At 43.2% G+C, this 14662-nt stretch carries 11 protein-coding genes; 5 read left to right on the top strand and 6 right to left on the bottom strand.

Annotated features, from left to right (window positions below):
• The first annotated feature begins 39 nt into the window (after window positions 1–39).
• From INT03_RS12765 to INT03_RS12755, 3 genes are all read left to right on the top strand, one after another.
• Window positions 40–792, top strand: a complete 753-nt coding sequence (locus INT03_RS12765) for a hypothetical protein (RefSeq protein WP_060490284.1) — start codon at window positions 40–42, stop codon at window positions 790–792.
• The gene (locus tag INT03_RS12760; protein WP_193009240.1) at window positions 792–1469 is read left to right on the top strand and encodes a hypothetical protein; all 678 of its coding nucleotides are present in this window, start codon (window positions 792–794) and stop codon (window positions 1467–1469) included. Before INT03_RS12765 ends, INT03_RS12760 begins: the two co-directional genes overlap by 1 nt.
• 105 nt (window positions 1470–1574) lie before the next feature.
• Entirely contained in the window at window positions 1575–2369 is a 795-nt protein-coding gene (locus INT03_RS12755) for a tetratricopeptide repeat protein (RefSeq protein WP_193009239.1), read from the top strand.
• 31 nt (window positions 2370–2400) lie between these two features.
• Here the strand turns inward: INT03_RS12755 and INT03_RS12750 are convergent, their stop codons facing one another.
• The gene (locus tag INT03_RS12750) at window positions 2401–3357 is read right to left on the bottom strand and encodes a hypothetical protein (protein ID WP_193009238.1); all 957 of its coding nucleotides are present in this window, start codon (window positions 3355–3357) and stop codon (window positions 2401–2403) included.
• A gap of 144 nt (window positions 3358–3501) precedes the next feature.
• Window positions 3502–5637, bottom strand: coding sequence for an NADPH-dependent 2,4-dienoyl-CoA reductase (locus INT03_RS12745; RefSeq protein WP_193009237.1), 2136 nt, complete (start codon window positions 5635–5637; stop codon window positions 3502–3504).
• A 432-nt stretch (window positions 5638–6069) separates the two neighbouring features.
• On the opposite strand from INT03_RS12745, the gene INT03_RS12740 reads away from it, so the two are divergent.
• Window positions 6070–7734 carry an AMP-binding protein gene (locus INT03_RS12740; protein ID WP_193009236.1) on the top strand — a complete coding sequence of 555 codons (1665 nt, stop codon included), beginning with the start codon at window positions 6070–6072 and terminating at the stop codon, window positions 7732–7734.
• Between the two features lie 129 nt (window positions 7735–7863).
• Here the strand turns inward: INT03_RS12740 and INT03_RS12735 are convergent, their stop codons facing one another.
• From INT03_RS12735 to hemA, 4 genes are all read right to left on the bottom strand, one after another.
• Complete coding sequence (locus tag INT03_RS12735) at window positions 7864–8283, bottom strand: DUF6691 family protein (protein ID WP_193009235.1); 420 nt, start codon at window positions 8281–8283, stop codon at window positions 7864–7866.
• Between the two features lie 74 nt (window positions 8284–8357).
• Entirely contained in the window at window positions 8358–8795 is a 438-nt protein-coding gene (locus INT03_RS12730) for a YeeE/YedE family protein (RefSeq protein ID WP_193009234.1), read from the bottom strand.
• A 161-nt stretch (window positions 8796–8956) separates the two neighbouring features.
• Entirely contained in the window at window positions 8957–10090 is a 1134-nt protein-coding gene (locus tag INT03_RS12725) for an aminotransferase class V-fold PLP-dependent enzyme (protein WP_193009233.1), read from the bottom strand.
• Window positions 10091–10757: 667 nt separating this feature from the next.
• Window positions 10758–12113, bottom strand: a complete 1356-nt coding sequence (gene hemA / locus INT03_RS12720; RefSeq protein WP_087814719.1) for a glutamyl-tRNA reductase — start codon at window positions 12111–12113, stop codon at window positions 10758–10760.
• Between the two features lie 551 nt (window positions 12114–12664).
• Here hemA and INT03_RS12715 point away from each other — a divergent pair.
• Window positions 12665–14614, top strand: a complete 1950-nt coding sequence (locus INT03_RS12715) for a tetratricopeptide repeat protein (protein ID WP_193009232.1) — start codon at window positions 12665–12667, stop codon at window positions 14612–14614.
• Window positions 14615–14662: the final 48 nt, after the last annotated feature.

Genomic DNA, 14662 nt, shown 5'->3' with positions numbered 1-14662 from the left:
AATATTATTTTTATTTAATATTTTAAGTAGGGATTAATTATGGATGGGCTTTTAAAAACTTTAGGTATTAGAGCAAAGACTAATACTAATACTGGTTCTAGACAGCAGGTAAGTCCAGTAAGATTTATTAAATCCACTAAGGAAAGTGACGGGACTGATAGTGGCTGGCTTCGTGTTAGATTGGATAATTCAAAATCTGCATCTCTTTGTGAAAGAACAAAAATTCAGATTACTAACAGTAAAGAAGGAAGAACTTACTTTAGAATAATGGATGGGAGTTTTAAGGGTAAGTTAGCTTCACTTACTGATGGAAATGCGAAGCTATACCTTTCAGGAGAAAAACCTACCATATCCTCTTCTGGTGCTGTGATAGAAGTTATATATTCGGGCAAAGAACGTACCATATATTCTGTAATTCGTAAAGATATCAGGCAAATTCCTGCACGTTTAAGTTTTACGGGAAATACAGCAACCGTTTCGTTGACTACTATAGGAGCTGATTCATTGAATCCTTTGCCCGAGGGAACATACAATATATTAGTCCCTGATGTTCCTCATGATAAAGAGTATACAGAACAATATAAACCTGCGTACCCTGCTTTAAAGTGTCATCAAGTATGGTTCCCTATAGAATATCAGACTAATAACCGTTACGTACATGTAGGTGCTATCTCTGAAGGTTGCGTTACTGTACTAGATCTTAAGTTATGGAATCAAATATACGATTATTTAATAAGTCATCGTCGAACTGATCTAAGATACGTAGGCAAGCTGATAATTAGGAAAATATAATGATAAAAGTCGCCTTCACTTTATGCGTACTAATAACGCTTGCCTCATGTACCTCTAACGATGATATTGATCATGAGCAGACACGTATTGTTTCTCAAGACCATGACAAGTCCATAATAGACAGCGAGCTCTCATCATCAGAAAATTCGACAGTTTACGAATATGAAGATTCTGAAGCCATTTTACGTCATGTCGTTGATGGATGGAAAGCTCCTAAAAGCCTCGCTAAAAAAGAAGAAAGCTATCAATTTTTGCTTAATCTTGAAAAAAAGGGAGACATTGAGTTTGCTCAGCAGAACTATGGTACAGCATGGAATAGATATAGTACGGCTTCTATTTACTATCCTTCGCCTAAAGTACTAGTAAAAGCTGGTGACGCACAGGTACTTCATATTCTAAATAGGTATGAGACTATATGTGATTGTGATAGTAATGATTTACCAGAAGACATAAGAAGAAAAAATTTTCAGTTAGATTACTTGCAGTATATTATTAGAAGAGAATATGGTTTAGCACTTGATTTCAACCGCTACCCTAAGAAAGACTACAACGATGAACAGAGTCTAAGTAAAGAACAAGAACAACAGTTGATTAGCAAAATTGAATGTTTAAATCAGAAACTTGATTTTGAAGGTGACTCAGCTGATGTTTCAATTATAAAGCCATGTCTTGATTGATCAATCGCAAAAAAAGGTCGATTGCATACCCGTACCACAGGGTAAAACTTATGAGCAAGTGAGTCCGAATCAGCCAATTAAATAAAGTTTCCTAATGAGGTTTTGATGTATCAAAGAAAAATCACCCCTTTAATTCAGTCTTTATTACTGGTCACGTTATTCTCTAGTGGCTTGATGGCTGCTGCTTGCTCAGCAGAGTCATCAAATACAGAGATACTGTCAAATCAAAGCACTCCTGCTGAAATATATAAACTCGGACTAGCCTACTATGAAGGTGACTCAGTCCCTGAAGATGATGACAAAGCTTTTGAACTATTTGAAAAAGCTGCCAATCAAGGCTATGCCCCTGCTAAACATTATCTAGGTATTATGTATTATGAAGGTTTAGGCGTAGATCAAAATTATCAAAAAGCATTTGAATGGGTTAAGCAAGCTGCTAACCAAGGAGATTCTGATGCTCAATTCAATCTCGGAATTATGTATCATGAGAGTATTGGTATTGAGCAAGATTATCAAAAAGCAATGCAGTGGTATCTACTAGCAGCTAACAATGGATCTTTTGACGCTCAAAATAATATTGGTAATTTTTACGAATACGGTTATGGTGTGACGCAAGACTATGACAAAGCTTTTGAGTGGTATGCCAAAGCGGCTGACCAAGGGTTAGATGTGGCACAACTTAATATTGGTGGTCTCTACGAGAATGGCTATGGCGTGCCGCAAGACTATGACGAAGCTTTTGAATGGTACAAAAAGGCCGCCGACCAAGGCAATCAAGAAGCCAGCAATCGCATCGGTAGATTGGTCATGAATGGTAAAATTGACGATGAAGGTATCGTTATTTATAGCACCCAAGAAACTGGTCTCACATTAGGTGATATTGAAAACATGAGCCAATGATAATGACGAGCCAGATATCAACTTAGGTAACCTAACAGTTATATGTTTCGTAATACGCTATCTTAGACTTAATTATTTTTTCAATATGCTCAACAAATACTTTTGTCTCAGGTCTACTATCTTCGTCAATAATTAGCAGACCTCCTATCGAAACATAGCAGACACCAAAAGACTTAGTGGGTAATAGATTAGTCCACTTAGATGAAATATTATTCTCTAGTTTTACAGTTTGCCAATAGTTCGATAAATAATAATCTCCTGTCATAGATTGCCACGTGCAAACTTCAGATTCAGTTATGTTTGAGCTAACAAGTAATGGGGTTTGAAAAAGCATGTCTTTGTGCAGCCCATCGAATGCTCGGATGACGAAAGCAGCAGAATGGTTCGGAAACTCTTCTCTTTCCCTTGACCGTCGCATACTCTGTGCTTGCTGTGTCTGAAAAAGTTGGATAGTGCTGATATCAACCTCGTCAGCCATTTTATACTCTACATCACGTATAGGCTTTGAATACAATGAATCTAAAAGCTCTACATCACTTAATGATATAGATAAACAGCCAATAATTCTTTCGTCGTCTTCCTCTCGTACGCCGCCATACATGCTAACGCCAATGACACAATTATCAAATATCCATTCACAGTGTTCTACTACGTTACCACTACAGTAATGGCTATCGGAGGAGTAGTTTGACTCTGATCCTAAATATGCTATTAGCTTTTTAATCATTGGTTGTCTATTAAATAGTTGTGCTGGGATGTTGATCCATATTGAATCTATCAATCGGTCATCATCTGCTGCACTAAAATGACAGTAAGCAACTTTAAGAGACCACATTTCAGACAGTTTTATAGTGACTGTTTCAGGCATATAGCTTTCTTCATAAGAATGCGTTACCGTATCTTTTTCAGGAAGCTGAGCTTTTATATCAGATAACTTATCACCCCATTTAAAATTTACGTCACCAAATTGAAAGTGTTCCTTTCTCATACCTCTTAGCCTTTATCCAAATAGTAATTTAAAGATACTTATAGCTTTTTACGATCATCTATACACTGAGCAAGTCTATATTATCTAACAAAAAAAGCGGCAAGATAATCTATCTTGCCGCTCTCATTACTTCTGAACTAAACCCTAAATCGCTGCCGCAACCTCAGCACCATCTCTTATAGCACGTTTAGCATCTAGCTCAGCAGCAAGCTTAGCGCCACCGATTAGATGATATTGCGCGTCAGGTGCATCACCGACGTTTGGCATCAGCTCAACCACTGACTCTTGACCAGCACAGACCACGACGCTATCAACACGTAGCAACTGGCTTTGACCTTGGTTATTGGTGATCCAAATGCCTTCATTAGTGATCTTATCGTACTGAGCACCTGATACTTGGATGACACCGTGTGATTTGACATGGGCACGATGTACCCAGCCCGACGTTTTATTCAGCCCACTGCCCAAGCGACCTTTGGTACGCTGCATCAAGTACACTTGGCGGATAGGTTTGATAGCTTCAGGCTTAATAAGTCCACCCTCAGTTTGATAGTTAGTATCATTAGTCACGCCCCACTCTTCACGCCACTCTTCGATAGACTGCGCTTTTGGACGATAGCTTGGGTCTTTTAGCAGCTCAGGGCCCAGCTCATCAAGCGGCTGACCATGTTTGGCGGTCAGATATTCACTGACATCAAAACCGATACCGCCAGCACCGATGACGGCAACCGTATCACCGACGGATTTTTCACCAGAGAGCAGTTCAGCATAGCTCATCACTTGTGGCAAATCCGCGCCTTCCAGTTTGCCAGCAAGGCTTCTAGGAACAACACCAGTTGCAACGATGACATGGTGGAATTTGGCTTTCTCAAGCATGGCTTTATCGACTTTGGTATTAAGTTTAATCTCAACGCCTAAATGCTCAAGCTCGTTGATATAGTAGCGAATGGTTTCAAAGAACTCTTCTTTACCAGGGATAACTTTGGCGTAGTTAAACTGCCCGCCCAAGATATCTTTTGCTTCAAACAAGGTTACCTCATGACCACGCAAGGCAGCAACGTGCGCCGCTGACATACCAGCAACACCGCCACCGATGACGGCGACTTTTTTAGGTTTCTTGGTTTTCTTATAAACCAATTCTGTCTCATAACACGCTTGTGGATTGACCAGACAAGTCGAGCGTTTGTTTTCAAAGGTATGGTCGAGGCAGGCTTGGTTACAGGCGATACAGGTATTAATACGATCGGCTTGACCATCTTTGGCTTTATTGACCCAATGGGCATCGGCTAAAAATGGACGCGCCATTTGAATCATATCCGCCTGACCACTAGCCACGATTTCTTCTGCCGTTTCTGGCATATTGATACGGTTGGCCGCCATCATGGGGATGCTGATATGCTTTTTAATCTCAGCGGTGAAATCAACAAAAGCGGCACGCGGTACGCTGGTGACAATCGTCGGAACACGCGCTTCATGCCAGCCGATACCAGTATTCATGATGGTCACGCCCGCTTCTTCTAGCGCTTTGGCAACGGTAATAACTTCGTCCATCACGTTGCCGTCTTTGACCAGATCAATCACTGACAAGCGGAATAAAATAATAAAATCTTCACCAGCAGCTTCGCGTACGGCTTTGACGACATCGACCGCCAGCTTCATACGACCTTGAATATCACCGCCATATTCATCGGTACGTTGATTTACATGACGCGATAAAAACTGATTGAGCAAATAACCTTCTGAGCCCATGATTTCCACACCGTCATAACCCGCTTGCTTGGCAAGTTTAGCCGAACGGGCATAATCCTTTACCGTTTGTTCGATGTTTTTAATGCTCATCTTACGCGGCTTAAAGGGTGAAATTGGTGATTTTATTGGACTAGAGGAGACGACAAACGGATGATAGCCGTAACGACCGCTGTGCAAAATTTGCATGATGATTTTGCTGTCATATTTATGCGCCGCACGGGTCACACGCTGATGGTTAATGACGTCAGCACGCGTATTCATGGTACCGCCAGCAGGCAGCAACCAACCTTCACGATTGGGCGAGATACCGCCGGTAATCATCATCGCTACGCCACCTTTGGCACGTTCTGCAAAATACGCCGCCAGTTTACCGTAGTTATAAAAACGGTCTTCAAGCCCAGTATGCATTGAGCCCATCACCATGCGGTTTTTAAGCGTCGTAAAGCCCAAATCTAATGGCTCAAATAAATGTGGGTAGTGTTCATTGGTGCTAGCAGTTTCGATGGTATTGGCAGTGCGGCTGGCGGACATATCATTTTCCTTATGAATGGTTTGTGGAAATGCTTGTTAAAGCTGGCTGGGCTTTTTAAAAGTTAAGATTTTTAAAAATGAGGCTTTTAGAAATAGTTAAGCGATAGGATTTAACATCACTGGTATCGTAACACACCGCTATTATCATCAGCTATGCAGACAAGCGACTGATGAGTGAACACTATGTGCATTAGGCTAACTGATCATGCCATCCAATATAAGCAAGCGCTAAAAACATACTCGCTTTTCACAGAGCATTGTCTATAATGGACGAACAAATATTTACCGTGAGTCACCTATCGGCGAGTTGCTACAAGGAAGGTCAGCAAAATATTAATAGCTTAGCAAGCAGTGATAAATAACGAAGCCAACTTTATAGCAGGTTTGTAGCGTATTCACCGAATTATAACAGCAAGATAAAGGACTATCCCCATGACAGACTTCCACACAGGTCTCGGCAAAAATGCTGCCAACCATCAACCGCTTACCCCTATTGACTTCATTATCCGCAGCGCTCAGGTCTATCCTAACAGAACCGCTATTATCTATGACGATCTTGAACATAATAATCTGACCCAAACATGGCAACAGACTTACGATCGTTGCAGACAACTGGCTGATGGTCTACGTAAATTAGGCATCGATAAAAATGACACGGTGGCGGTCATGATGCCGAACACGCCAGCGATGGTCGAATGCGCTTTTGGGGTGCCCATGTCAGGCGGTGTGCTTTGTACACTGAACACCCGTCTCGATATCAATGCCCTGACCTTCTGTCTGCAACACTCAGAAGCCAAAGTGTTGATTTTAGACAGCGAGTTTGCTGAGCATGCTGAGATTATCGATGAAGCGTTTCCTAATCTTATCGTTATTCATGCGACCGATGCAGCGCTCGATATTGAGCGCTTTGGGCAAATGAGCTACGAAGCATTAATCGCCAGCGCAGACAGTTTGGATAATTGGGAAAAACTATTAGATGAATGGGATGCTATCGCCCTCAACTATACCTCTGGCACCACTGGCAAGCCTAAAGGCGTGGTCTATCATCACCGCGGCGCGACACTCAATGCCGTCTCCAATATTTTAGATTGGGATATGCCCAAGCACCCGATGTATCTATGGACGCTGCCATTATTTCACTGTAATGGTTGGTGCTTTCCGTGGACGATTGCCGAACGTGCGGGCGTCAACGTCTGCTTGCGCAAGATTGATGCTGATTTGATTTTGCAACTGATTGCCAAGCATAAAGTCAGCCATTATTGCTCAGCGCCTGTGGTGCATAATATGATTGCTGGCGGCAAAGCTGAATATAAAGACGCCATCAATCATGAAGTCAAAGGCTGGGTCGCTGGTGCGCCGCCGTCTGAAACCATGCTCGCCGCCATGGAAGCTATGGGCTTTCATATCTCGCACGTTTACGGTCTTACCGAAGTCTATGGTCCAGTCACCGTCTGCGCGGAACAAGCAGAATGGGATGAACTGGATGTCGCTACTCGTGCACAAAAGAAATCACGTCAGGGCGTAACGTCACATTTGATGACTGGCTTTGAGCTATTTAAACAAGGCACCACGGAGCCAGTTGCCGCGGATGGCGAAGAAATGGGCGAGCTAGCATTGCGCGGCAATATGGTGATGAAAGGTTATCTAAAAAGCCGTAAAGCCACCGAAGAAGCCTTTGCTGATGGTTGGTTCCGTACTGGTGATTTGGGCATTAAATATCCTGATGGTTATATAAAAATCATGGACAGGCTCAAAGACATCATCATTTCAGGTGGCGAAAATATCTCTAGTATCGAAGTCGAAAACGTCTTATATAAAATGCCAGAAATCCAAAGCTGTGCGGTCGTCGCCGCGCCGCATGATAAATGGGGCGAAGTACCTGTCGCCTTCATCGAGATTCATGAAGACAGCACCTTGCAGCGCGACCATGTGATGGAACATTGCAAGCAGCATTTGGCGGGTTTTAAAGTGCCCAAATATATTATCTTTGCTGAAATTCCAAAAACCAGCACCGGTAAAGTGCAGAAGTTTGAGCTGCGTCAAGCGGCTAAATCATTGGCACATGAGACGCCAAAAGTAACGGCTAGCGCTAAGTAAGACTTTATCATTAAGCCTTAATAATACGGAAGTATCGTTAATATTAATGAAGCATCATTGATAAAAAAAGGGTCAGCCTAATTGAATTAGACTGACCTTTTTGCTTGGCTATTCTTACGCAAGCCCATACTAATTAAGTTTTGGTTCTAGCCATTGATAGACCAGCATACCGATTATCATCGCAGGAATAAAGACATAAGCCTGCCACTGTCCTGTACCAAGCAGCACAATACCGGGGCCCGGGCAAATACCCACCAAACCCCAACCGATACCGAATAGCATCGCGCCAATCAGTAGTTTTTTATTGATGGTGGTTTTGGTTGGCATCTCAATTGATGACCCAATCCAGCTGGTCTGTTGACGCTTAGCCAACTGCACGCCAACTATCGCTACCATTAGACCGCCGCCCATCACCAGTGCCAGAGAAATATCCCATGCACCAAAGATGTCCAAAAAGCCCTGTACTTTTACAGGATCAGTCATGCCTGATATCAGCAGTCCAAAGCCAAATAATAACCCTGCCAGTAATCCAATTATATTTTTTAGCATGTTTTTTCTCGCTGTCTTTATTTTTTCATAATAGTACTAAAATCTGTCTTCGCAACGTACTGTCTACGTGATTTTTAAATCAAACCCAAGACATGACGACCAATATAAACCGTCACAATACCAAACAACATAAAGGTCACCGTCGCCGCCATCGATCGTGGTGACAGTCGCGCATTACCGCAGATACCATGCCCACTGGTGCAACCTGAACCCAAACGTGTCCCAAAACCAACCAGTAATCCTGCCCCAATAAGCAGTGGCAAAGAGCTACTAATCTCTATATCGGGCAACGGTTTTACCAGACCATAAAATAATGGCGAGATAACAAGACCAAGTATAAATAACACCTGCCACATCTCGACGCGCTTGGGTTTAAGAAGACTTGAGAAAATACCACTAATACCCGCAATACGACCAATGCCCAATAGCAAGATGACCGTTGCAACGCCTAGCATCAGACCACCTACCAAGGAAATTGGCGTAAAGGCCTGCCAATCTATTTGTATACTCATAATATTTACCTAAGCCAATTTTTATCAAAACAGTTTTGGATATCGATTTATATAAATACATTATATTATAAAATATAATAAATAGGTAAAAAAATACTGAACCTTCGTTACAAGGGCTCAGTATTCTTTTTACTTAAAAAACATCTTACGAGATAAAGATATTATTTCGCCAATACTTCATCAAGTGCAGTTTCAAAACGCTGTACCGCTCCATCTACATCAGTCAATTTATCTAGACCAAATAAACCTAAGCGGAACGTTTTAAAGTTATCCGGCTCACCAACTTTTAGCGGTACACCAGCAGCGATTTGCATGCCTGTTTCGGCAAACGCACTGCCTTTATGCATATCATCGCGATCGGTATAAGCAACCACGACGCCTGGCGCTTCAAAACCTTTTGCCGCAACGCTTTCAATGCCTTTAGCGGCTAATACTTCACGAATACGGTTGCCCAATTGCCACTGCGCATCACGCAATTTATCAAAGCCAATCTCTTTTGATTCTAAAATAGTATCGCGGAATTGACGTAAGCTGTCAGTTGGCATGGTGGCATGATAAGCGTGACCGCCATTCTCATAGGCACGCATGACATTTAACCACTGCTTTAAGTCTAAGCTAAAGCTATCTGATTCTGTATTGTCTACTTTTTCGATTGCCGCAGCGCTTAGCATGACTAAGCCCGCACACGGAGTGCTGCTCCACCCTTTTTGCGGGGCGCTGATGAGAACATCAATACCCAAGTCTTTCATGTCCAACCACACACAACCTGAAGCGATACAATCAATGACCAATAAACCGCCAACGCTATGTACAGCCGCGCTTATCGCTTTGATATAGTCTGATGATAAAATAATACCCGATGAGGTTTCGACGTGCGGCGCAAAGACCACTGCTGGTTTCTCTGCTTTAATTTTAGCAACGGCTTCTTCGATATCAACGGGGGCAAATGGTTTTGGTGACTCACCCTCTTCACGATGTGCCGTCAATACCGTAGACGACTTGGCGATTTTGCCTTTTTCTAAAATTTGCGTCCAGCGATAGCTAAACCAACCGTTACGAATAATGAGACAATCTTCATCATTGGCCAATTGGCGCGCAACGGCTTCCATTCCATAAGTACCAGCACCGGGTACAATCACCACCGCTTCGGCGTTATACACGGATTTTAGGTCGCTAGATAAGTCATTCATCACTTGCTGAAAGACTTTTGACATGTGGTTTAAGGCGCGGTCAGTATAGACCACTGAGTATTCTAATAAGCCGTTTGGATCAATATCTTGACGTAATGCAGTCATAGGAAGCTCCTAGTTTATAGTTAGATAGTTTAATTTTTCTCAAGCATTGGCTATAGCAAAATCCAGATACTCTCTTAAACCAACCTGCCTTAATAACGCTAACCAATCTAGACACCTACTGTTCGCCAACTTAGCCAAATAATGCTTCTAATTAGATAACATGGGTGTGAAATAACGTTTTTGTTAAATAATATGGCTATCAAATAGCATTGCTGACCAATAGCATAGTCGTTAGATTGCATAGCAGCTAGATACTACTATAGGTAGTATTAACTGAATATTAATATTGGGTAATAGTCGAGAGCATGACGCAGGGTTGACGATATAGCACTTTATCCTAGCGCTATTGCCGTTGGTGATTGTGTTTTGCACGCCGTGTTTTTATTGATTTTAGACAAGGTCGTACAGAACGGGTGCGCCATTTATAGGGGCTACGCGGTGGTAGGCTAATAATGGTCACTAACAACTGATGAGATGAATAGGTATCAAGCGAGAACATATACACTAAGGTTTTGGAGAATAACCGCTCGCGTATAACAAAAGATTATCATCGCTTAATATACTCATAACAGCTTGATATTAGCACTGATAATGCAGGTTGACAACGATATGTTTGCGCAATAATAAGGTTTGCGCCGCTTATGTTTTTTTGATTAGTCAATAATGGCTATCGACGTCCGCGATGAGCCTCTTGCAGCCCAGACACCACAAAGTCTAGCAGTTCACTATCCCCTTCACGGGCAGCCTTACGCATAAGCTTCGATGGTGCGTGGGTTAGCGTCTGCGTCAGGCGGCGTGACAGCTCAATGATAATATCTTCAGGACTGGCATTATCCTGTTGTAGCTTGGCAATGGATTCATGCAGGAGTTTATCTACTTGGTCCTGCGTATGCGCGCGATACTGCTGAATGTCTTTACCGACTTGGCGCACTTGAAAGCTGCGATCCATCTCAACGACTAATTGGCTAACGAGCAATTCCGCATCAACTGCCGCTTGTCTACGCTGTTCGATATTGCCAGCGATCACGTGTTGTAAATCATCGACAGAGTAGAGATAAACATCATCGATACGACTAATGGTCGAGTCAATATCACGCGGTACGGCTAAGTCAATCATCAACATAGGCTGATAACGACGATGTTTCAGCGCGCGCAAAGTCATGGTTTTATCGATCAACACATCCATACTACCGCTACAGCTACTAACGATATCGGCTTCTGCTAAAACTTGTGGTAACTCTTGCAAAGGTCTGACTTCTACCAAGTGACCTGCGCGGCGCAGCTCCACTGCCAGCGCTTCAGCGCGTTCAGGGTTGCGGTTGCAAATAATCACACGACCTACACCAAGCCCAGCAATGTGGGTGGCAACCAGACGGTTCATCTCGCCTGCCGCGACCACCAGCAATGTGCGACTGGGTAAATCATCAAATATTTGCGTCACCAATTTGGCGGCCGCATAGCTAAGCGATACCGCTTGAGCACCCACTTGGGTCTCATTACGTACGCGTTTGGCGGCAGCAAATACTTGATCGATAATCCAGCCAAGCTGATTACTCAGCGCTTTTTGTTCTTGCGCGAGCTGTACTGAGCGCTTGATTTGACCGAGTATCTGCGGCTCACCCAATATCATAGAGTCAAGCCCTGCGGCGACCCTAAGCCAATGGGTCAGCGCGTGAGTGTCACGGTGCACATAAAGATAGGGATCAATCTCAGACAGTGACAACTGCTTAAAGTCAGCAAGCCATGCTTTAATTTTTAAGATATGAGCACTAATGGCCGCCGAAGATGTCTGAGCACCGACCGCGCCATTAGCAGACAAAGAGGGAACATCTTGCGGCTCTGCTAGCTGCGGCACGAGCGCATAGATTTCCGTACGATTGCAAGTCGAAACAATCACACTGCCATCAGTAAAGGCCTCTAATTGTTTGAGAGCGATATTCACATCGTCACCCACAAGCGCCAAGCGCTCTCTCAGAGCGACTGGTGCAGTTTTGTGATTGACCCCAATGACCACTAATCTCATTATTGATAGACCATAAACATGACGCTCACCTGCCAGCCCACGCTATCTCATTATTTTTAAAAGACAGTTATAGACGACAGCGCTGAAAGGAAGACTCTAAAAGCCGCTTATTATATCATTATTGCCAGCTTTAATTAACACTCAGCTATCGATGATAGCTATTTGCTTGTATCTGGGCACATGAGTAACAAATCAACTACCGATACGATTGTTAAAACCAATATCTATGTTTTAACGAGTGCTTATAGAAATGGATAAAAATCATTCGCTTACTTGACGTTAACTTGTTATATTTTCACAATATTTAGGCTAAGATTTACAACCAATGAAAGAGCCCGTTGATACAGGTTATCGGCCAATCCTACTTTGTTAGCAAAAATTTGGTAGAGCGGCTGCTATTAATCACGGAGTAACACGGGCACTATTGTTTATCCCATCGGTCTGCTTTTATAATGTCAGGCATGGGTACTCGTTACCAATAGTTAGTTTGAAATGATTAAAATAAAATTGTCTTATCGATATAGATGAACAATGGGCGAATACGGTTATCTATGATTTTTTTTGGGTCATTATTTCGATCACAACTTGCGCATGACGACCAATCTAATCTGCGTGCTCTATTGCATGCGGTTATCGAACGTCTGTGCCAGCGTTATAAGCTAACCTTGTCGTTGGCCTTTTGCTTATGCTTAGGATCGTCTTCCGTTCATGCCAGTCATTCTGATATCTCGCTCGAAGCCCATGTACCCAAACTATCCATTGCTGATAAGAACGACAAGGCTGTCAGTAGCGACGGCACTGATAATAGCCGCTCAACGCTACCAGCAATTGCTCCTGCCAATACACAACAAATAGAAAATGTCGCCAATATTAATGGGTTAGCACCAACTACCTTATGGCAACCTGAGCTCAAAGAGCCTAGCCTGTATGCGCTGCTTGATGCAGAATTCGCAGCAGATCGCGGTGATAGACAACGAGCGATTACTATCTATAAACAGCAAGCATTTAAAGAAGATGCAACTGCCGTGTTTGAAAGAGCACTCAGCCTTTCTTTACGCACTGAAAGGGTTGAGAAATCGTTACAATTTGCCAAGTCATGGCAAGACCAAAATCCGGATCACGTGCCTGCTTGGTTTTATGTGGCGCATTTGGCCCTGCGAGCTCACGATTATCTGTTAGCTGGCGAAACCTTGAATCGTATTCTGCTTTATGATCCTCGAGCGGACTTAAGCGAAATCCTTATCGGTATCTATCCAAACAATGATGAAGACAAACGTGAATTACTTGCCGCTTTACAACCACTAGATAGCGAGCAGAATGCCTCATTGTCGGTATTGAAAGCAGGGTTGCTTTACCAATTTAACGAGCCTGAGATTGCCATTGTCCATATCAATCGTGCGCTAGAACGCCAGCCTGACTATGTCCCTTTTATTACGCTAAAGGCAGACATACTGCGCAAAATCGTCACGGCTGAAACCGTCGTCAATTATGTGAGCCAAGCACGCCTGCGTAATCCCGATAGTAAAAGTCTCTATCTGTACGAGATTCGCTACTTGCTTGACTTAAAGCAAAGCCAAGAAGCGTGGCAATTATTGCTGGATGCCCATGGTCGCTTTGCTGATGATGCCGAGATTACTTTGTTGGCTGCGTTGGTGAGCTTAGACATCGAAGAATATAACAGTGCCGATGAGCTACTCAATATGCTCGCAAAAAACCCCGCTTACCTTGATCAAGCTTATTATTACCTTGGCATCAGTGCCGAGCGTCAGCAGCACTTTGACCAAGCCAAATACTATCTCAACGGTGTCATGCAAGAAGACTTGGTATTAGAGGCTCGTAGAAAAGTAGTGGCTTTTGAATTGCTTAACGACGATGTAGATGCGGCGATTGCTACTTTAGAAAAACTGCGTAAAGACTTTAACGTCTTTGCGCCAGATACCTTTGTGCTACAAGCTGATATTTTATGGCAGCAAAATGAATCCGAAGAAGCCCTGCGCCTACTAACCAAAGCTGCTCGCAAGTATCCTGATAATGAGATGCTCTTGTTTGCACGCGCCCAGCTCCTTGACGACAAAGACGACTATATCGTTAAGCGCACCTTGCTCAATCATCTGCAAGCACTTGACCCAACCAACCTCTCCTACCAGCTCAGTTATGCGCAGCTATTGCTAGCCAATGAACGCAGCTCTGAACAAGGATTGGCATTGGCCACCGCGATTATTCAAATTCGCTATGATGACCCACGTTATGACAATGAGCTGCACCTGCAAGCGCTGAATGTGCTGGCTGGTAATGCATTGGCCAATGAAAACTATCAACAAGTCATCGACTACCTACAAACCCCTTACGATGTGTTTCCTACCTTGCGCTCTGGCAGCTTACTACTGCGCGCTTATCAAGGTTTAGGCAACAATGAAAAAGTCGAGGCATTACTCGCAGACTTGCAGCAGCGCTTCTCATTTGGGCAACACAATATCAATGACCGTATACAACTTTACTGACCCGCCGTTTTATAGTGGATAAATCGTTGCGTGCTATGATTACAAGGC

The organism is Psychrobacter sp. PG1 (assembly GCF_014897815.1).
Taxonomy (GTDB): domain Bacteria; phylum Pseudomonadota; class Gammaproteobacteria; order Pseudomonadales; family Moraxellaceae; genus Psychrobacter.
The sequence above is the reverse complement of the archived record's forward strand: the minus strand, read 5'-3'. Positions and strand labels throughout refer to the sequence as shown.

Coding starts and splice junctions, on each gene's coding strand:
- INT03_RS12765 (WP_060490284.1), top strand. CDS start 40: ATGGATGGGCTTTTAAAAACTTTAGGTATTAGAGCAAAGACTAATACT.
- INT03_RS12760 (WP_193009240.1), top strand. CDS start 792: ATGATAAAAGTCGCCTTCACTTTATGCGTACTAATAACGCTTGCCTCA.
- INT03_RS12755 (WP_193009239.1), top strand. CDS start 1,575: ATGTATCAAAGAAAAATCACCCCTTTAATTCAGTCTTTATTACTGGTC.
- INT03_RS12750 (WP_193009238.1), bottom strand. CDS start 3,357: ATGAGAAAGGAACACTTTCAATTTGGTGACGTAAATTTTAAATGGGGT.
- INT03_RS12745 (WP_193009237.1), bottom strand. CDS start 5,637: ATGTCCGCCAGCCGCACTGCCAATACCATCGAAACTGCTAGCACCAAT.
- INT03_RS12740 (WP_193009236.1), top strand. CDS start 6,070: ATGACAGACTTCCACACAGGTCTCGGCAAAAATGCTGCCAACCATCAA.
- INT03_RS12735 (WP_193009235.1), bottom strand. CDS start 8,283: ATGCTAAAAAATATAATTGGATTACTGGCAGGGTTATTATTTGGCTTT.
- INT03_RS12730 (WP_193009234.1), bottom strand. CDS start 8,795: ATGAGTATACAAATAGATTGGCAGGCCTTTACGCCAATTTCCTTGGTA.
- INT03_RS12725 (WP_193009233.1), bottom strand. CDS start 10,090: ATGACTGCATTACGTCAAGATATTGATCCAAACGGCTTATTAGAATAC.
- hemA (WP_087814719.1), bottom strand. CDS start 12,113: ATGAGATTAGTGGTCATTGGGGTCAATCACAAAACTGCACCAGTCGCT.
- INT03_RS12715 (WP_193009232.1), top strand. CDS start 12,665: ATGATTTTTTTTGGGTCATTATTTCGATCACAACTTGCGCATGACGAC.